17 protein-coding genes are annotated in these 19,045 nt (G+C 68.0%); 8 read left to right on the forward strand and 9 right to left on the reverse strand.

Annotated features, from left to right (window positions below; genetic code table 11):
- The first annotated feature begins 132 nt into the window (after positions 1-132).
- The 5 genes from ACSX1C_RS03085 to ACSX1C_RS03105 all read left to right on the forward strand — a co-directional run bounded on the left by ACSX1C_RS03085 (position 133) and on the right by ACSX1C_RS03105 (position 5,205).
- The gene (locus tag ACSX1C_RS03085; RefSeq protein WP_439888185.1) at positions 133-1,569 is read left to right on the forward strand and encodes a PLP-dependent aminotransferase family protein; all 1,437 of its coding nucleotides are present in this window, start codon (positions 133-135) and stop codon (positions 1,567-1,569) included.
- An 84-nt stretch (positions 1,570-1,653) separates the two neighbouring features.
- Entirely contained in the window at positions 1,654-3,384 is a 1,731-nt protein-coding gene (locus ACSX1C_RS03090) for a vWA domain-containing protein (protein ID WP_439888186.1), read from the forward strand.
- 2 nt (positions 3,385-3,386) lie between these two features.
- Positions 3,387-3,980, forward strand: coding sequence for an RNA polymerase sigma factor (locus ACSX1C_RS03095; RefSeq protein ID WP_439888187.1), 594 nt, complete (start codon positions 3,387-3,389; stop codon positions 3,978-3,980).
- Complete coding sequence (locus ACSX1C_RS03100; RefSeq protein WP_439888188.1) at positions 3,977-4,612, forward strand: hypothetical protein; 636 nt, start codon at positions 3,977-3,979, stop codon at positions 4,610-4,612. The genes ACSX1C_RS03095 and ACSX1C_RS03100 overlap by 4 nt, the downstream gene beginning before the upstream one ends.
- A gap of 74 nt (positions 4,613-4,686) precedes the next feature.
- Complete coding sequence (locus ACSX1C_RS03105) at positions 4,687-5,205, forward strand: hypothetical protein (protein ID WP_439888189.1); 519 nt, start codon at positions 4,687-4,689, stop codon at positions 5,203-5,205.
- Positions 5,206-5,250: 45 nt separating this feature from the next.
- Here the strand turns inward: ACSX1C_RS03105 and ACSX1C_RS03110 are convergent, their stop codons facing one another.
- The 7 genes from ACSX1C_RS03110 to ACSX1C_RS03140 all read right to left on the reverse strand — a co-directional run bounded on the left by ACSX1C_RS03110 (position 5,251) and on the right by ACSX1C_RS03140 (position 14,864).
- A complete protein-coding gene (locus ACSX1C_RS03110) occupies positions 5,251-6,075 on the reverse strand; it encodes an SDR family oxidoreductase (protein ID WP_439888190.1) in 825 nt (274 codons plus the stop codon).
- 55 nt (positions 6,076-6,130) lie between these two features.
- A complete protein-coding gene (locus ACSX1C_RS03115; protein ID WP_439888191.1) occupies positions 6,131-8,125 on the reverse strand; it encodes an acetyl/propionyl/methylcrotonyl-CoA carboxylase subunit alpha in 1,995 nt (664 codons plus the stop codon).
- Positions 8,126-8,254: 129 nt separating this feature from the next.
- Positions 8,255-9,049, reverse strand: coding sequence for an enoyl-CoA hydratase-related protein (locus ACSX1C_RS03120; protein ID WP_439888192.1), 795 nt, complete (start codon positions 9,047-9,049; stop codon positions 8,255-8,257).
- A gap of 80 nt (positions 9,050-9,129) precedes the next feature.
- The gene (atuD, locus tag ACSX1C_RS03125; protein ID WP_439888193.1) at positions 9,130-10,290 is read right to left on the reverse strand and encodes a citronellyl-CoA dehydrogenase; all 1,161 of its coding nucleotides are present in this window, start codon (positions 10,288-10,290) and stop codon (positions 9,130-9,132) included.
- Positions 10,291-10,446: 156 nt separating this feature from the next.
- Positions 10,447-12,063: a geranyl-CoA carboxylase subunit beta gene (gene atuC, locus ACSX1C_RS03130; RefSeq protein ID WP_439888194.1), complete on the reverse strand. Its 1,617-nt coding sequence runs from the start codon at positions 12,061-12,063 to the stop codon at positions 10,447-10,449.
- 1 nt (position 12,064) lies between these two features.
- The gene (locus ACSX1C_RS03135; protein WP_439888195.1) at positions 12,065-12,943 is read right to left on the reverse strand and encodes an SDR family oxidoreductase; all 879 of its coding nucleotides are present in this window, start codon (positions 12,941-12,943) and stop codon (positions 12,065-12,067) included.
- Positions 12,944-13,076: 133 nt separating this feature from the next.
- Positions 13,077-14,864: an acyclic terpene utilization AtuA family protein gene (locus ACSX1C_RS03140; RefSeq protein ID WP_439888196.1), complete on the reverse strand. Its 1,788-nt coding sequence runs from the start codon at positions 14,862-14,864 to the stop codon at positions 13,077-13,079.
- Between the two features lie 240 nt (positions 14,865-15,104).
- On the opposite strand from ACSX1C_RS03140, the gene ACSX1C_RS03145 reads away from it, so the two are divergent.
- From ACSX1C_RS03145 to ACSX1C_RS03155, 3 genes are all read left to right on the forward strand, one after another.
- Positions 15,105-15,728: a TetR/AcrR family transcriptional regulator gene (locus ACSX1C_RS03145; protein ID WP_439888197.1), complete on the forward strand. Its 624-nt coding sequence runs from the start codon at positions 15,105-15,107 to the stop codon at positions 15,726-15,728.
- A 101-nt stretch (positions 15,729-15,829) separates the two neighbouring features.
- Complete coding sequence (locus ACSX1C_RS03150) at positions 15,830-16,615, forward strand: substrate-binding periplasmic protein (protein WP_439888198.1); 786 nt, start codon at positions 15,830-15,832, stop codon at positions 16,613-16,615.
- Between the two features lie 70 nt (positions 16,616-16,685).
- Entirely contained in the window at positions 16,686-17,480 is a 795-nt protein-coding gene (locus tag ACSX1C_RS03155) for a substrate-binding periplasmic protein (protein WP_439888199.1), read from the forward strand.
- 16 nt (positions 17,481-17,496) lie between these two features.
- On the opposite strand, the gene ACSX1C_RS03160 is transcribed toward ACSX1C_RS03155, so the two are convergent.
- Both ACSX1C_RS03160 and ACSX1C_RS03165 read right to left on the reverse strand, forming a co-directional pair.
- Positions 17,497-18,894: a hypothetical protein gene (locus tag ACSX1C_RS03160; RefSeq protein ID WP_439888200.1), complete on the reverse strand. Its 1,398-nt coding sequence runs from the start codon at positions 18,892-18,894 to the stop codon at positions 17,497-17,499.
- A complete protein-coding gene (locus ACSX1C_RS03165) occupies positions 18,869-19,045 on the reverse strand; it encodes a DUF2897 family protein (RefSeq protein ID WP_318642097.1) in 177 nt (58 codons plus the stop codon). Before ACSX1C_RS03165 ends, ACSX1C_RS03160 begins: the two co-directional genes overlap by 26 nt.

Here is a 19,045-nt window from a genome sequence, read left to right on the forward strand (position 1 = left end):
CGCGTCGGCTTAATTGGTCTAATACAGTTGTTGGCTCATCGCCATTGTATCGGGCAGAATCCGTGGAGCTGTACCGGTGTTTTTTCTGAGAATTGGCATACTGTTACGGTTCAAACAAGCGGGAAGGCGGCCATGACCAATCTGTTGCTCTATCAACGCATCGCTCAGCAGCTGGCGGAGGACATTCGCCGCGGCGTCTATCAACCGGGCGAGCGCGTGCCCTCGGTGCGCAAGATGAGTGCGCAGCTCAGCGTCAGCCATGCCACGGTGTTGCAGGCCTACGCGAACCTGGAAGACCAGGGGCTGATCCGTGCCCGTCCGCAGTCCGGCTTCTATGTGCACCAGACGCCGGCGCTCACCGCACCGACCCCCGACATCGCCCGGGTCGAGCGCCCCAGCCTGGTCACCCGCAGCAGCATCATCAACCAGATACTCACCGAGTCGCGGCGCGAAGGGGTATTCCCCCTCGGCGCGGCCGTGCCCCATGTCGACTACCTGCCGGTGCGCGCCCTGCATCAGCAGCTGGCCAAGGTCACCCGCTTCCAGAGCCCGCGGGCCTTCAGCTACATGTTCAGCCCGGGCTTCGAACCGTTGCGCCGTCAGGTGGCGATCCGCATGCGCGATGCCGGCGTGGTGGTCGATCCCTCGGAGGTGGTGATCACCCATGGCTGCGTCGATGCCCTGCAGATGTCGCTGCGCGTGCTGACCCGGCCCGGCGACCTGATCGCCGCCGAGTCGCCGACCTACTATGGCCTGCTGCAGCTGGCCGACCTGCTGGGCCTCAAGGTCATCGAGATTCCCAGCGACCCGACCACCGGCATCAGCCTGGAAGCCCTGCAGCTGGCTGCCAGCCAGTGGCCGATCAAGGCCCTGGTGCTGACCGCACGGCTGAGCAACCCGCTCGGCGGCACCATCCCCGAGGACCGCCAGAAGCAGCTGCTGCGCCTGGCCGGGGACTTCGACATCCAGATCGTCGAGGACGATATCTACGGCGAACTGATGTTCGAGCAGGGGCCGACCAAGGCGCTCAAGTCCCAGGACCGTGAGGGCCGCGTGCTGTACTGCTCGAGCTTCTCCAAGACCCTGTCGCCGGGGGTGCGCATCGGCTGGATAGTCGCCGGCAAGTACCAGGACGAGATCCAGCGCCTGCAGACCTTCAGTACTCACTCCGCGTGCAGCGTGACGCAGATGGGGGTGGCGGCCTATCTGGAGAACGGCGGCTACGACCGCCACCTGCGCTATATCCGTCAGGAGTACCGCAAGAACCTCAGCGCCTTTCAGTTGGCGGTGCAGCAGTCTTTCCCCGAGGGCACCCAGATCACCCGGCCCAATGGCGGTTTCATCCTCTGGGTCAGCCTGCCGGTGCGGGTCAATACCAAGGAGCTGCACGTGCGCGCCCTGCAGCAGGGCATCAGCATCGCGCCGGGACTGATCTTCAGCAATACCGAGCAGTTCAACCATTGCGTGCGCCTGAACTGCGGCATTCCCTGGAGCCGCGAGGCCGAGCGGGCCCTGATGACCCTGGGCATGCTGGCCAGTCAACTGTGTCAGGAGGGCGGCAGCCGGTGAGGAAAAGCGCCTCGGCTTAACCCGAGGCGACACTGCGTCGCGTCTACTCGGACGAAGAGGTCATTCGTCCCGAGGAGATGGAGCATGTCCAGGCAATTCACCGCTATTGCGCACCCCCTGGTGCAAGGTTTCGGCGCGGCGCTGCTGCTGTTGCTGGCCGCCTGTAACGCCACCCAGCCGGAGTCGCCGCACGCCCAGTCGGCGGATCAACCGGCCAGGACAGTGGCGCCAGGCGTTCGGCCACAGCCTGGCGACAAGAAGGCCGAGCATTCCGATTACGCGTCCCTGGCAGCCGAGCGGGTTGCACTGCCCGCCGCTCCCCTGGCCGACTATCTGCCGCCGGCCTACCGCGAGGAGAATCGCGAACGCTACCAGCGCCTCGCGGGCAACCCGGTGCGGGCGGTGGCCGAGGCGCCGGTGTCGACCTTCAGCATCGACGTGGACACCGGCGGCTATGCCAATGTCCGCCGCTTCCTCAATCAGGGCCAGCTGCCACCGGCCGAGGCGGTGCGTCTGGAGGAACTGGTCAACTACTTCCCCTATGCCTATCCCGCGCCGCGCGGGGACGTCCCGTTCGGCGTGGACAGCGAGCTGGCGCCGACACCCTGGAATCCCCAGAGCCTGCTGTTGCGCATCGCGATCAAGGCCGCCGACCTGAGGGTCGAGGCATTGCCGCCGGCCAACCTGGTGTTCCTGGTGGACGTATCCGGCTCGATGGATCGCCGCGAAGGCCTGCCCCTGGTGCAGGCCACCCTGAAGCTGCTGGTCGACCAGCTGCGCGCCGAGGACAGGGTGGCGCTGGTGGCCTATGCCGGTGAGTCGCGGGTGGTGCTGCCGTCCACGGCCGGTGCGGAGAAGGCGAAGATTCGCGCGGCCATCGAACGGCTGCGGGCCGGCGGTTCGACAGCCGGCGAGTCGGGCATCCAGCTGGCCTACCAGCAGGCGCAGGAGGGTTTTCTCGCCGACGGCATCAATCGCATCCTGCTGGCCACCGATGGCGACTTCAATGTCGGCATCAGCGACTTCGATACGCTCAAGGCGCTGGCCGCCGACAAGCGCAAGACCGGCATCTCCCTGACCACCCTGGGTTTCGGCACGGGCAACTACAACGAGCAGCTGATGGAGCAGCTGGCCGATGCCGGCGACGGCAACTACGCCTATATCGACAACCTGCGCGAGGCACGCAAGGTGCTGGTCGAGCAGCTCAGCTCGACCCTCTCGGTGGTGGCTCGGGACGTGAAACTTCAGCTCGAGTTCAACCCGGCCCGGGTCAGCGAGTATCGCCTGCTGGGCTACGAGAACCGCGCGCTGCGCCGCGAGGATTTCGCCAACGACAAGGTCGATGCCGGCGAGATCGGCGCCGGGCACCGTGTCACCGCGCTCTACGAGATAGTCCCGGTGGGCCGCAAGGGCTGGCTGGAGCCGCTGCGCTATCGGCAGTCCGGCCGGGGCGACGTCGAGACCGCCGCCAAGCCGGGCGAGCTGGCCTGGCTGCGTATCCGCTACAAGGCCCCGCAACAGCACAGCAGTCGCCTGTTGGAGCGGCCGATCCACGCCCCGCGGCAGCTCGGGGACATCGCCGAAGCCAGTGAGGACCTGCGTTTCGCCGCGGCGGTGGCGGCCTTCGCCCAGCAGCTCAGCGGCGGCCGCTACACCGGCGACTTCGACCTGGCGGCTACCGCCGAACTGGCGCGTAGCGCCAGGGGCGAGGACCGCTTCGGTTTGCGCGGCGAGTTCATTCAGCTGGTGGAACTGGCCCAGAGCCTGCAAACTCCAGCGCTTGCATCTGCGCCACCCACTGCCAAGGGCGATTGAGAGTGACTGACAAGCCCACTGTCCCCGCCGATGACGACGCCGCCCTGCTGCGCCGTTATCGGCAGGGCGATGCCGAGGCCTTCGCGCTGCTGTACCAGCGCCATCGCCTCGGCCTGTTCCGCTTTCTCTGCGGGCTGTGCGGCGAGCCGACGCTGGCCGAGGAAATCTTCCAGGAGACCTGGTTGAGTCTGGTGCGCAGCGACTCGTTGCAGCGCGAGCGGGTGCTGTTCAAGACCTGGCTGTACCAGATCGCCCGCAACCGCCTGATCGATCACTGGCGCAAGCATGGCAAGCGCCAGGGCCTGCTGGAGTCCTACGACGAGCGCCTGCACGAGCAGCCCAGCGAGGAGGTCGACCCCGCGCAGCAGCTCGGCCTGAGCCGTGATCGCCAGCGCCTGCAGGCGGCACTGGATGATCTGCCGGCCGAGCAGCGCGAGGTATTCCTGCTGCGCGCCCAGGGCGAGCTGGAGTTGCAGGAGATCGCCGAGCTGACCCGCACCCCGGCGGAGACGGTGAAGAGCCGTCTGCGCTACGCCTTGCAGAAGTTGCGCCGGCTGCTGGCCGACCCCGCCGCGGCCGAAGAGGTATCCGCATGAAAGACCCGCAAGCCAAGCCAGCTGCCACCGACGAGCAGCTGCTGCAGCACTACCGCAGGCATCAGGACCAGGAACCCTCGGCCGCACTGGATGCGCGGATTCTCGATGCCGCCCGAGAGCAGGCCGGCCGGCAGCGCAGCCGCCTGGGCTGGCGTGAGCGCCTGCATGCCTGGCTGTTCGGCCATGTCACCGGGCTGCGCTGGAGCCTGGCCCTGGGCAGTGTCGCGGCCTTGGGCCTGGGTTTGAGCCTGAGCCTGAAGACCTTCGAGCAGGCGCCCGCGCGGTTCGACAGCCCGCTGCCGGCGGCGCCCGCCTTGCAGCGTCAGGCCGCGCCGGCGCAGAAGAAGAGCATGGCCGAGTCCGCCCGGCTCGCGGCGCCCGCGGCCGAGGCCGAGGCCATGGCCGATAGCATCGCAGAACAGCCGCAGAGCATGGCCCCGCCGGCCTCGGGCAAGGGCGAGGCGCCGGACGAAGCCTTGCACGAGGCCGTGCAGGAGATCCTCGTGTTGCGCGCCAGTGGTCGTCGCGCCGAGGCAGACGAGCGAATCGAGGCGCTGCGGCGTGACTATCCGCGGCTGGATATCGATGCGCTGCTCAGGTCGCGACAAGGGATGGACGCGGGCGGGGAGTGAGCGAAAAACCCGCTTGTCAGGCGGCGCGGGGCAGGCCAGCATTGCGCTGTCCACCAGCCCTGTCTAGAGCGATCATGAGTGCCATGCGTTACCTGCTTCTGGCCCTGTCCATCCTCGTGTTGAGCGCATGTGATCCGGAGGTCAAACCGGCCAAGGTCGTACCGCCCGGCAGCGCGACTCCCGCGCAGCAGCATGCCCCTGCACCCGAGCCGCCGCCGGTCGTCGCGCCTGCGCAGGCGGCGCGCGAGGAGCCGGATGGCCTCTCTCAAGCCCAGCCCTCCGCTTCCGCGGCCCAGGCACCCGCCCCACCAGTCGTACCCCCTGTGGCGGCGCCTAAGGTGCAGGCCGCCGTCGAGCCAGAGCAACCGTCACCTAGCCTGGATCTCAGCCTGCCACCCGAACTGCTCGAGCAGGCCAGTGTCCAGGAGGACGGCGGGAGCGGCCGCGCGCCGCTGCTGCCGCCCCTGTTCGAGGAAAAAACGGCGACGGACGGCCCCTTTCAGCTCAGTGGTCGGCTGATCAACGAGGACCGGGGCGCGGACGACTGGAGTTCGGTGGAAGGCGCCGAGCTGCAGTTCGAGTTCAAACGCTAGCCGGTCGCCGCTCCGGGACTCGGGCCGCGCCCGGTTCGGCCACGCTCAATCGAGAAACAGGTCGGGGATCAGCGCACCGCCGTCCGGGTCGTAGCGGTAGTGGTCGAACTCGCACTGGCCCTGTTCGCGCAGGATCTGCTCGTCGATCAGCAGGCGCCCGCTGAGGCTGCGGCCCTGGCTGCTGAGGATGGCGTGGGCGGCGTCGGCCATGATGGCGGGGGTGCGTGCCCGCTTGAACACCTCGCGGCTGCCCACCTCGAACTCGATGGCGGCGGTGGCGATCATGGTCTGCGGCCACAGCGAATTGACGCTGATGCCGTACTTCTTGAACTCCTCGTGCATGCCCAGGGTGAGCATGCTCATGCCGTACTTGGTCACCGTGTAGGGGCCGTGCTGGGCGAACCACTTGCCGTCCAGGCTGAGCGGCGGCGACAGGCTGAGGATATGGCCGTTGGCGCTGTGCTTGAGGTAGGGCAGGGCGGCCTGGCTGCAGACCATCACCGCGCGGGTATTGATCTGGAACATCAGGTCGAAGCGCTTGGGCTCGAGCTTTTCCACTCCCAGCAGCTTGATCGCCCCGGCGTTGTTGACCAGCGCGTCGATGCCGCCGAAATGCTCGGCGGCCTTGGCCATGGCGGCCTGCACCGCGGCCTCGTCGCGCACGTCCAGCTGCAGCGCCAGGGCCTTGCCGCCGGCGTCCTCGACTTCGGCGGCGACGCTGTGGATGGTGCCGGGCAGCTTCGGGTGGGCCTCGGCGCTTTTCGCCGCGATGACCAGGTTGGCGCCGTCGCGGGCCGCGCGCAGGGCGATCTCGCGGCCGATGCCGCGACTGGCGCCGGTGATGAACAGGGTTTTGCCTTGCAGTGACATGAGGGGTCTCCTTGTCGCGTCGTTATGGCCATGAGCCGTCTGGAGCGCCTCGGCGTCATTCGGCCGGGGTCGCGGCCTCGATCTCGATCAACGGCTGGCGGCTCTTCACCTGATCGCCCTGGTTCACCTGCACGTGGCGAACCCTGCCGTCGCAGCCGGCTTTCAACGGGTGCTCCATCTTCATCGCCTCCAGCACCAGCAGCAGCTGGCCCTTGGCGACCGGCTCACCCTCGCTCACCAGCACCTCGACGATGGCGCCATCCATGGGCGCCTTCAGCGTGCCTGAACCCGTGCCCTCGGCGGCGCCGGCGGGTTGCTGGCTGATGTCCAGCAGCTCCAGGTTGCCGCCCTGGCCGTAGAGCCACAGCCTGGCGCCATCCTGATGATAGGCCAGGCGCCGGCGGATGCCGTCCAGCTCCAGGCTGGCCCAGCGGCCGTCGGCGCCGAGCAGGCGCAGCTGCAGCTCCTCGTCGCCGACTCGGGCGGCGAACCCGGGCCGGGTGCCGGACTCCAGCAGGCTCAGCTCCACCGCGAAGCGGCGTTCGCCCTGTTGCAGCAGCAGGCGCCAGGGCGCGCTGCCGGCATTGCGCCAGCCGGCCAGGCCGCCCTGGTGCGCGGCGGCCAGGGCCGAGGCCTGATAGAGCAGGGCGGCGGCGCTGGCCAGTTCGGCACTGCTCGGCGGCTGCGGGCTTAGGCTGGGGTCGGCGGCGAAGTGCCGGTCGATAAAGGCGGTGCTGACGTGGCCGGCGGCGAACTCGGGGTGTTTCAGCAGGTTGGCGAGAAAGCGCTGGTTGCCGCCGACGCCCAGCAGCACGCAGTCCTCGATCGCGCGTAGCAGCTTGCGCCGGGCCTCGTCGCGGGTCGCGCCATGGGCGATGACCTTGGCCAGCATGGGGTCGTAGAAGGGCGAGACGGCCTGGCCTTCGAGCAGACTGTGGTCGATGCGCACGCCGTCCAGCCGGGGCGTTTCCCAGCGCAGCACCCGGCCGGTCTGCGGCAGGAAGCCGGCGGTCGGGTCCTCGGCGTACAGGCGCACCTCCATGGCATGGCCATTCAGGCGGATGTCCTCCTGCCGCAGCGGCAGCGCCTGGCCTTCGGCGATGCGCAGTTGCCAGGCCACCAGGTCCTGGCCGGTAACCAGCTCGGTCACCGGGTGCTCGACCTGCAGGCGAGTGTTCATCTCCAGGAAGAAGAATTCGCCGTTCTGATCCAGCAGGAATTCCACGGTGCCGGCCCCGACGTAGTCGACCGAGGCCGCCGCCCGCACCGCGGCCTCGCCCATGGCCTGGCGCAACTCGGCGTCGAGCACCGGGCAGGGTGCCTCCTCGACCACCTTCTGGTGGCGGCGCTGCACCGAGCAGTCGCGCTCGAACAGGTGGACGATGTTGCCCTGGCTGTCGCCGAACACCTGTACCTCGACATGCCGCGGCTGGCGCAGGGCGCGCTCCAGGATCAGCTCGCCCGAGCCGAAGGCGCCCTGTGCCTCGGAGCGGGCGCTGCGCAGCTGTGCGAGCAGCTCGCTCGGCTCCTCGACCAGGCGCATGCCGCGGCCGCCGCCACCGGCGCTGGCCTTGATCATCAGCGGGTAGCCGATGCGTTCGGCCTCCCGGGCCAGGGTCGTGTCGTCCTGGGCTGCGCCCTGGTAGCCGGGGATGCAGGGCACGCCGGCTTCCTGCATGGCGAGCTTGGCCAGGCGCTTGCTGCCCATCAGGTGGATGGCCTCGACGCTGGGGCCGATGAAGACGATGCCGGCCTGCTCGCAGGCGCGGGCGAATTCGGCGTTCTCCGACAGGAAGCCATAGCCGGGGTGGATGGCGTCGGCAGCGGTCTTGCGCGCCGCGGCGAGGATGCGCTCGCTGTGCAGGTAGGACTGCGCCGCCGGCGCCGGGCCGATGCACAGGGCCTCGTCGGCCAGCTGCACGTGGCGCGCCTCGGCATCGGCCTCGCTGTACACCGCCACCGTGCGGTAGCCGAGGTCGTGGGCGGTGCGCAGCACCCGGCAGGCGATTTCGCCGCGGTTGGCGATCAGGATCTTGTTGAATGCGGGCATGTTGTTCTGTCACTCCTGCCGTTCAAGCCGCTGTGGGCTTGTGTAGGGCGGATCGCGCTGCCTCGATCCACCGGGGTGTTCGGGTGGGGGCATACAGCGCATCCACCTTGCTAGCCGTGCGCCTGTGGCTCACTGCGCCCAGCTGGGCGTGCGTTTCTCTACGAAGGCCAGGGTGCCCTCGATGCCTTCGGCGCCGCTCACCGCGGCGGCGAACTGTTCGGCGGCATCGTCCAGCAGCTGGCCCAGGGGTTCCTGCTCGCTGGCCAGCAGCAAGGCCTTGGTCCGGGCGTTGGCCTGGGGCGCGCAGCGGCGGACCTGCTCCAGGGTCTCGTCCAGCCGCCGCTGCAGGGCCGCGCCGTCGTCCTCGGCGAAATGGACAAGGCCCAGGCGCAGGGCTGCGCCGGCGTCGAAGCGGGCGGCGGTCAGGGCCAGGCGGCGGGCCTGGGTCAGGCCGATGCGCTTCACCACGAAGGGGGCGATCTGCGCCGGTAGCACCCCCAGGCTGGTCTCCGGCAGGCCGAACTGGGCGTCCGGGCCGGCGATGGCCACGTCGCTGACGCAGGCCAGGCCGAGGCCACCGCCGAGCACCGCGCCTTCGAGCACCAGGATCAGCACCTGGGACAGGCACTGCGCCTGTTCCAGCAGGCTGCCGAAGGCACGGTTCAGCTCGCGGTAGGCGTCGCCGCCGGCCGCCCGGGCCGCGGCCATGTCCTTGATATCGCCGCCGGCGCAGAAGTGGCCGCCGGCGCCGCGCAACACCAGGGCGCGCAGCTCGTGGTCGTCGCGCACGGCGAGCAGCACCCGACGCAGTTCCGTGACCATGGCCAGGCTCATGGCGTTGCGGCAGTCCGGGCGGTTGAGGGTGACATGGAGCACGCCCTCGATCCGTTCCAGCTGCAGGGTTTCGCAGTGTGGTAGTTCCATTGTCTTGTCCCCGTGCAGGGTGGTCGGCGCGATGGGGATCGACGCGGCGCGTCTCAACCCATCCTTGGGGCGTAGGTTTCTCAGTCCTTTTTCTTGCCCGGCAGGGTGCCCATCAGCTTGCAGATGATGCCGAGCATGACCTCGTCGGCGCCGCCGCCGATGGACACCAGGCGGGTGTCGCGGTAGGCGCGGGACACCGGGTTGTCCCACATGAAGCCCATGCCGCCCCAGTACTGCAGGCAGGCATCGGTGACCTCGCGGCCCAGGCGTCCGGCCTTGAGCTTGGCCATGGAGGCCAGGCGGGTGACGTCCTGGCCGGCCACGTACAGCTCGGTGGCCTGGTAGACCAGGGCGCGCAGCGCCTCGATCTCGGTTTGCAGCTCGGCCAGGCGGAAGTGGATGACCTGGTTGTCGATCAGCGGGCTGCCGAAGGTCCGGCGCTCCTTGCAATAGTCGATGGTGACCTCGACGCAGTGTTCCAGGCCCTTGATCATGTTGGCCGCGCCGAACAGGCGTTCCTCCTGGAACTGCAGCATCTGCATCATGAACCCGGACCCTTCCGCCCCTATGCGGTAGCGCTGCGGCACCCGCACCTCGTCGAAGAACACCTGGGCGGTCTCCGAGCTGCGCATGCCGAGCTTGTCCAGGTGCGGGCCGAGGCTGATGCCCGGGCTGTTCATCGGCACCACGATCAGCGACTTGTTGGCGTGGGGCTTGCCGTCCGAGGTGTTGGCCAGCAGGCAGATGAAGTCGGCGCTAGGGGCGTTGGTGATCCACATCTTGCTGCCGTCGATCACATAGTCGTCGCCGTCCTTGCGCGCGGTGGTCTTCAGCCCGGCCACGTCGGAGCCGGCGCCGACCTCGGAGACGCCGATGCAGCCGACCATGTCGCCGGCGATGGCCGGACGCAGGAACTCCTCGCGCAGCGCGTCGGAGCCGAAGCGGGCCAGGGCCGGGGTGCACATGTCGGTCTGCACGCCGATGGACATGGGAATGCCGCCGCAGTGGATGGTGCCGAACTCCTCGGCGGCGACTATGGAGTAGCTGTAGTCCAGGCCCATGCCGCCGAACTGCTCCGGCTTGGAGATGCCCAGCAGGCCGAGGCTGCCGGCCTTCTTGAAGATGGCGTGGATGGGGAAGCGGCCCTCCTTCTCCCACGCGTCGACATGGGGATTGATCTCCTTGTCGACGAAATGCCTCACGGTGCGGCGCAGTTCTTCGTGTTCCTGGGTGAAGATCATCGTTCTCGTTCTCCTAAAAGCCGTCTGAAAACCACTGCGCGCCGCATCTGTTGCGGGCACGGTGCTCACTGCCTCGCCGTACTGCTGTACTGCCTCGTCGTTGCGCGCCGGGCGCCTTGTCGCTGCGCCGCGCGCTACATTTTTCAGCGCGGCCCGTCATAGGCGGGCGACGCCGAAGCTGTTGGATCTGAGGGGGCGGATCGCCGCCTCGGCGCAGATATCCAGCAGGTAGCCGAGCAGCTTGCGCGTGTCGCGCGGGTCGACCAGGCCGTCGTCCCACAACTGGGCGGTGCCGTACAGGGCGGTGGACTGGCCCTCGAGCTTCTGCGCGGTGGTCTGCTCGAGCAGGTCGAGCATCTGCGGGTCGGCCGTCTTGCCCTCCTTGGCGTGCTTCTCCTCGGTGACGATGCGCAGCACCTTGCCGGCCTGGGCCCCACCCATCACTGCGGTGCGGCTGTTGGGCCAGGCGAAGATGAAGCGCGGGTCCAGGCCGCGGCCGCACATGGCGTAGTTGCCGGCGCCGTAGGAGCCGCCGACCACCAGGGTCAGCTTGGGCACCGTGGCGTTGGCCACCGCCTGGATCATCTTCGCGCCGTGCTTGATCACCCCCTGTTGTTCCGATTCCGTGCCGACCATAAAGCCGGTGGTGTTGTGCAGGAACAGCAGCGGGGTGTTGCTCTGCTCGCACAGCTGGATGAACTGCGCGGCCTTGGCCGCGCCCTGGGGGGTGATGGGGCCGTTGTTGCCGATCAGGCCGCAGGGCCGGCCCTCGATGCGCAGGTGGCCGCAGACGGTCTGGGCGTCGAACGCCTGCTTGAAGGCGAGGAATTCCGAGCCGTCGGCGATGCGGGCGATGATCTCGCGCACGTCGTAGGGCTTCTTGGCGTCGGCCGGTACCACCCCCAGCAGCTCCTCGGCCGGGTACAGCGGCTCGCGCCAGCTCTGTTGCGGGCGGGCCGGCAGCTGGGCGTTCCACGGCAGCAGGGCGAGTACTTCGCGGGCGATGCGCACGGCATCGGCGTCGCTCTCGGCCAGGTATTCGGCGGTGCCGGCCACCTGGGCGTGCATCTCGGCGCCGCCCAGCTGCTCGTCCGTGGCCACCTCGCCGGTGGCCGCCTTGAGCAGTGGGGGGCCGGCGAGGAACAGCTTGGCCTTGCCGCGCACCACCACCACATAGTCCGACAGGCCCGGCTGGTAGGCGCCGCCGGCGGTGCTGGAGCCGTGCACCAGGGTGATCTGCGGAATGCCGGCGGCGGACAGGCGCGCCTGGTTGGCGAAGCCGCGCGCGCCCTCGACGAAGATCTCCGCCGCGTAGTTGAGGTTGGCGCCGCCACTTTCTGTCAGGGCCACCAGCGGCAGCTTGTTCTCCAGGGCGATCTGCTGCAGGCGCAGGGTCTTCTTCAGCCCGCTGGGGCTGATGGTGCCGCCCTTGATGGCGCTGTTGCTGGCGCTGATCAGGCAGCGTACCCCGCTGACGTAGCCGATGCCGGCGATGATGCCGCCGCCGGCCTGGGTACCGTCCTTGTCGTCGTGCAGCTTGTAGCCGGCCAGCGAGGCCAGTTCGAGGAAGGGGCTGCCGGGGTCGAGCAACAGGTTGAGGCGCTCGCGCGGCAGCAGCTGGCCGCGACGCTCGAACTTGCCCTTGGCATCCAGGGCCTTGTCCAGGCAACGCTGCTCGATCTGCCGGAAGCCGGCGATGGCGGCCAGCATGGCGGCGCTGTTGCTGGCGAACTCCTCGCCATGCGGGTCGATTGCGGACTGAAGCAGCGGCATCTTATTGCTCCTGTTCTCTCAGCACGTCGGGCAAATGGGCCCGGTGGAAGCCGTTGTAGGCGCGGCCCTGTCCCGGGCTGGCCTTGAGCAGCGGGAAGGCGCGGCTGCCCTGGCTGGCGGCGCCGTCGATGCGCACCGTATTGCCGCTGATAAAGGCCGCGCCCGGCGACAGCAGGAAGACGATGGCGGCGGCCACCTCCGACTCGCTGCCGATACGCTTGAGCGGGACGTGCTCGCGCAGGGTCGGGATCACCGCCTTGAACGCGCCCTCGTAGGTGTCCATGCCGCTGGAGGCGATCCAGCCCGGTGCCACCGCATTGACCCGCACCCCGGCATAACCCCACTCGACGGCGGCGGTCTTGGTGAAGTTCTCCATGCCGGCCCGCGCCGCGCCGGAGTGGCCCATGCCGGGCATGCCGCCCCACATGTCGGCGAGCATGTTGACGATCGAACCGCCGGTTCTGCTCATGCTCTGGTTGAACACCTCGCGGGCGACCAGGAAGCCGCCGACCAGGTTGGTGCGCATCACCGTCTCGAAGCCTTTCTGGTTGATCGAGGCGAGCGGGGCGGGGTACTGGCCGCCGGCGTTGTTGACCAGATGGTGGATGGGGCCGTGTTCGGCGACGACCGCGGCGACCAGGGCCTTGACCGACTCCTCGTCGCGGATGTCGCAGACCCTGAAGCTGGCGCTGCCGCCGTCCTCGCGGATCTCGCCGGCGGTCTTCTCCAGCTTGCCCGCCTGGCGCCCGACCAGCACCACATGGGCACCCAGGTGGGCCAGTTCGTGGGCGGTGCAGCGACCGATACCGCTGCCGCCGCCGGTGACCAGGACGCACTGGCCGGCGAACAGGTCGGCCTTGAAGACGGAGTCGTAGGTCATGTCGAATGCTTGTCCTCTGTAGGGCGGGTTAGCCGCGAAGCGGCGTAACCCGCCATGGATCTCGTGCCTCGTTACCGGGGCGGCTGAATTTATTCGGTGGGTTACGCCTGCGCGGCCCGACCCACCCTAGGGCTCACACTCGTTCGGCAATGCTCCTTGGCACCGGTACCGGGAATTCCAGCAGTTGCTGGGCCAGGGCCTTGCCCTGGGGGTCGATGCGCAGGCTGGCCACGCCGCCGCCCCCCAGGGCGTTCTCCAGCAGGAAGTTCAGGCTGTGGCTGCCGGGCAGGTACCAGCGGCTGACGCGACCGAGTTGCGGGTCGAGTACATGGGCCATCCAGTCGACCACCGCCTCGCTGCCCAGGGCCTCGGCGATCCAGGGCAGGAACTCGGGCCGGCGCGCCATGACGCCGATGTTGCTGTGATTGCCCTTGTCGCCGGAGCGCGCCACGGCCAGCTTGACCAGGGGCACGCTGGCATCGGCCAGGCCCTCGGGGCGCGGCGGCTCGGCGGCCTCGGCCAGGTCCCCGGGGGCGAAGGTCGCGCCGCCCGGCAGGGCGACCGGCTGGCGCTGGCCATCAAGCTCGACCTCCAGGCGACAGCTCGACTTGTCCACCAGGAAGCTGAACAGGCGAATCACCGGGTACACCGTGGGGCGGCCGCCGACTATGCCGGTCAGCCCCGGGGCCATGCCGGTGGCGGCCTGGGCGATCTCGCGGGAGAACAGCACCAGCGCCTCCTTCTGCGCATGGCGCACCGCCAGTTTGATCACCACCTCGCGGCTGTCTTGCCGCCGCCCATGGGGGCCGTAGGTGGCCTCGCAGCCCAGCAGTTCGAGGCTCACTTCGCTGTAGGGGCCCCAGCCGCGCTGGGTGAGGATTTCCTCGCTCTTGGCGATGATCGCCCGGGCGACGCGCTCGGCCTTGGCCGCCGCGTCGATGCCTGCGATCAGGCAGCTGGCGGTGCAGCGGAAACCGTCCGGGTAGGTGGCGCTGACCTTGTACTGCCCGGTGGGCGGCAGGCCCCTGGCGCCTTGCAGCTCGACACGGTTATCGCCCAGCTGCCTGAGCTCGACTCGGGTGAAGTCGCAGACCACATCCGGCAGCAGATAGGCACGCGGGTCGCCAATCTCGTAGAGCAGCTGTTCGCCGACGCTCAGGGGGGTGACCAGGCCGCCTGTGCCTCGCGGCTTGGTCACCACGAAGTGGCCGTTCGCCTGCACCTCGACGATGGGAAAGCCGATGTGTGCATAGTCCGGCACGTCTTGCCAGTCGGTGAAGTTGCCGCCGGTGCACTGTGCGCCGCACTCGATGATGTGGCCGGCCAGGGCGGCCTGAGCCAGCCTGTCATAGTCGTCCCAGGCCCAGCCGAACTCATGCACCAGGGCGGCGCTGACCACCGCGCTGTCGACCACCCGGCCGGTGATGACGATATCGGCCCCCAGCCGCAGCGCCTCGACTATGCCCGGCGCACCCAGATAGGCGTTGACCGACAGGCAGGTGGAAGGCAGCGGCGCGCCACTGTGCAATTCCCGGGAGCCGGCCTGGATCAACTCGGCGAGCCTGGGACGCAGGTCGTCGCCATGAACCACGGCGATCTTCAGCGGCACCCCGGCCTTGGCGCAGGCGCTGCTCAGGGCCTCGGCGCAGGCGCCGGGGTTGATGCCGCCGGCGTTGCTGATGACGCGAATGCCCTTGGCGGCGATCTCGCCGAGCAGCGGCCTCAGCACCTCGACGAAATCGCCGGCATAGCCCTGGTCCGGCTGTTTCAGCTTGGCTCCGGCCATGATCGACAGGGTGATCTCGGCCAGATAGTCGAACACCAGATAGTCCAGCTCGGCACCGTGCACCAGCTGAGGGGCGGCGGTGCAGGTGTCGCCCCAGAAGGCGGAGGCGCAGCCGATACGCACGGTCTTGGTCATTGTCGGGTTCCGTTGCACGGGATAATGAGTCGAAGACTACCAAGCAAGCGCTTGGTTTTGAAGTGAGAGAGGAGGGCGATCCGGCCAAAAGTGCGGCCGAGCGCTTGCTTGGGTGGCCTGCCCGGCATAAATTTCAGTAATAACGACAAGCACTTGGCGAAATCTGCCGAGAGTGCTGGGGAATATGCCGGAACGGGTTCGGCTGACCGCAGTCGAGACGATGTATGGGGAGTGACCTGCGTGGACGACCGACAAGCTCAGGCGGTGATGCGTGAATTGGTGGCAGAAGGCCTGATCACCGATCCGGACAGCGCCCGCGGCAAGTTGCTGCAAATGGCTGCACACCTGTTTCGCAGCAAGGGGTACGAGCGCACCACGGTGCGCGATCTGGCCAGCGCGGTGGGCATTCAGTCGGGCAGCATCTTCCACCATTTCAAGAGCAAGGATGAGATCCTCCGGTCGGTGATGGAGGAGACCATCCGCTACAACACGGCCCTGATGCAGGCGGAGCTGGCGACTGCACACAGCCTGCGCGAGCGGGTGTTGGCGCTGATCCGTTGCGAGCTGCAATCGATCATGGGCGGCACCGGCGAGGCCATGGCGGTGTTGGTCTATGAATGGCGTTCACTGTCGCCCGAAGGCCAACGCTTCATTCTCGAGTTGCGCGACAGCTATGAGCGGCTGTGGCTGACGGTGCTGGGCGAGGCCCAGGAGCAGGGCTGCTTCAAGGGCGACCCCTTCATCCTGCGGCGTTTTCTCACCGGTGCGCTGAGCTGGACCACCACCTGGTTCCATCCCGAGGGTTCCATGACCCTGGAACAGCTGGCCGAAGAGGCTTTATCGCTGGTCCTCAAGGAAGTTTGAGCAGGATCGACTAGGCTTAGCCTGAGAGTCGACAGCATCGCTACGGCCAAGGGAAAGGTCGTGTGACACGGACAGGGAGTGGATCAGGTCGTGTGTGCACTATGGAGCGTCCCTTGCGCGCGGTGTTCAGAGTTCTACTGGTCACAATGAGCCTGCTGGCCGCCCTGCCGTTGGCAGCCGAACAGCGGGTGGCTGTCGGCGCCTACCATTTCCCGCCCTATGTGATCAAACCCGAGAGCGCCAGCCCCGGCGGGTTGTTGCCGGAGTTGCTGGCCGCTTTGAATGGGTTGCAGAGCGAGTATCGCTTCGAGTTGGTGCCCACCTCGGTGACCCGCCGCTACCGTGACCTCGAGAGCGGGCGCTTCGACCTGATCCTGTTCGAGTCGCCGAGCTGGGGGTGGCAGGATACCGAACACGATGCCCTGGATCTGCGGGTCGAAGACGCCGAAGTCTATGTCGCCCGGGCCGAACCGGGGCGCGACCAGCGTTATTTCGAGCAACTCAAGGGCAAGCGCCTGGCCCTGTACAGCGGCTATCACTACGGCTTCGCCGACTTCAACGCCGACCAGCAGTTTCTCGTCGAGGAATTCGATGCGGTGCTCACCTATTCCCACGACAGCAATCTGATCATGCTATTACGTGGGCGTGCGGATATTGCCGTGATTACCCGTTCCTATCTGCAGCTCTATCAGGACCGCCATCCCGAGCGGCGCTCGGCGTTGCTGGTGTCGGAGCGGGTCGATCAGGTCTATCAGCACCACGCGTTGTTTCGCCGACAAGGCCCCCTGGGGCCCGAAAGCTTCGCTGCCTTGTTGCAGGTTCTGGATGAGCAAGGGCAGCTGGAGCCCTTGTTGGGGCGTTATCACCTGATGGCTCCGGAGCCCTAGCGGCTCCTCCGACATTGGAATCCGTGCATAGGGAAGGTTGGGGGGATATATGATGCTATCGAAGCGCTGGATGCGGCATGCATGTGCTTGGCTGAGTGTGCTCCTGCTGAGTGGGCCGGTGGCGGCAGAGCAGGTGGTGAACGTCGGCGGCGTGCACTTCCCGCCTTATGTGGTCAAGCCCGAGCAGCCGAATGCTTCGGGGCTGCTGCTGGAGCTGCTCGAGGCACTGAACGCTGCACAGAGCGGCTATCGCTTCGTCATGGTTCCTTCGTCGTTGCCTAGGCGATTTCGCGACTTCCAGCAGGGACGTATCGATCTGGTGTTGTTCGAGAACCCGGCCTGGGACTGGCAAAGCATTCCCCATGAGGCCGTCGACATGGGCCTGGAAGATGCCGAGGTGTTCGTCGCGAGGGTCGAGCCCGGTCGTGAGCAGAGCTACTTCGACTCCCTGCAGGGCAAGCGCCTGGCGCTCTACAGCGGCTATCACTACGCTTTTGCCGACTTCAACGCCGATCAAGAGTTCCTGCAGGACAGCTTCAACGCCACCCTGACCTACTCCCACGACAGCAACCTGCTGATGGTGTTGCGCCGACGGGCCGATATCGCCTTGGTGACGCGCTCCTACATCGGCGACTTTCTCGAGCGCAATCGCCTTTATGCCGGGAAGTTGCTGGTCTCGGACCGGATCGATCAGCGCTACAAGCACTATGCCCTGGTCCGCCCCCAGGGGCCCATCAGTCCCGAGCGTTTCGCCAGTCTGCTCGAGCAACTGAGGCGCGGCGGCCAACTGGCGGAGATCTTCGGGCCCAGCCGGGTCGCGGTCAGGCTCAGCGAGGCGGAGAGCACCGCAGAGGCCGCCGATTGAGCGGTGCGCATCGCCCTCAATGGAAATAGCGTTGCAGCAGGTGCGGGTCGTCGAAATGGGCGCGGCCGATAAAGGCGATGGCGTGGCGCCCCCATTGACGCATGGCCCCGGGAGAGACAACGCCGGAGGGCCACAGCAGCCAGCGTTCGAGACGCTGGCTGCCGGGCACCAGGCCGTCGCGGCCGTAGAGGCTGCGCCGGCCGTTTGGGTGGGGCAGGCGGCGTAGTTGATCGAGATCGACTTGCTGGTAGCGCAGCGCAGGGTAGGGGGAGCGACGCCCGTCGACCCAGGCCAGGTAGTGGCTGCCGGCGCTCAGCCAGAGCGTAGGCGCCTGATCGCCGTCCAGGGGCAGGCGCCGCACCAGGCGGGCCTCCTCGTGCGCGGGCTGGCGAAAGCGCAGGGGGGAATTTCGCGGCAGATAGAAGCTGTGCCAGCAGCCGCAGGGATGGATGCTGTCGTAGAGCAGCGCGTTGCCACGGGCGTCGAGGGTGACGCGCCAGAGCAGTCCGTCCAGTTCGCCGCCGTACAGGTCCAGCGCATGGGGCTTGGGCCGCCGATCGAACCAGAGCTGATAGACCAGTTGCAGGTGCCAGCGGCCGTTGATCCGGCTCCAGCCGCTGTGCCGATAGAGGCGTGCCTGCTGGGTGTTGAAGCGGCGGGCGCCATCGGCGGCGAAATAGGGGCTGCCGATGCGATCGCTGCGACTGCCTTGGGCGATGCGCAGGTGCGGCGCGTGGCGGGCGAACAACGTCTCGAGTTCGTCGGCATCGGCCTGGGGCAGGCCCAAGGCGTCTGTGCTCAGGCTCAGCGCGCGGATCGTCCCGGTCTGTGGCAGGGGGGCGTAGCTCAGCCACCGTGGCCCGTCTTCCGGGGCCCTGGCACGGGTCGCAGCCCGCTGCCAGGCTGCGACCCCCTGACGGAAGACTGGCTTGATCAATGGGTTGAGGCCGAGCAGGCGCGGCCAAGCACGGTAGTCGTCGGGGACTCGGGCGGCGGCGATGGCGCGAGCGAAGGCACGAGGCTCCTCGGCCAGGCGTCGTACCTGGGTAGTGCGGCAGCTGCCGAGCGCCTGCTGACGGGCGCTGTCGCGCCAGAAGCGTCGCTGCGCCGGCGCGAGCTGGTCGATTTCCACCTGACTGGCCTCGGCGTCGCGGGCGGCCAGGCGCCGTGCCCACAGGCGCCGCTGCTCGGCCGTCTGGGCAGCGGCGCCCAGGCTGGCCAGCAGTCGGTCGCTGCGCAGGCCGGGGAAACCCTCCAGACGCCAGTACTGGGCATCCTGGTGAGCCTGGGTGGTCTGGTGCAGTTGGGCGAACAGGGCGGTGCAGTCGGTCGGCCCGCTGCCGCCCGGCGTGATGCCGGTGCAGCCGGCGAGCAGCGCGATCAGCAGGCTAGCGCCGACCCGCGTCCTTGGCATCCTGGGCTTCCATTTCGAGCTTGCGTTCACGGATCTTCTGCAGCTGCTCTTCGCTGAGCGGCAAGGGCTTGGCGGTGCGCAGCAGCACCAGCAGGCCACCGACTATGGAGCCCAGGATGAGGATAAGCAGCAGCCAGGCATACCAAGGCAT

Origin of the sequence: Pseudomonas sp. MBLB4123 (assembly GCF_051904775.1) — a bacterium.
GTDB classification, from domain to species: domain Bacteria; phylum Pseudomonadota; class Gammaproteobacteria; order Pseudomonadales; family Pseudomonadaceae; genus Aquipseudomonas; species Aquipseudomonas benzenivorans_B.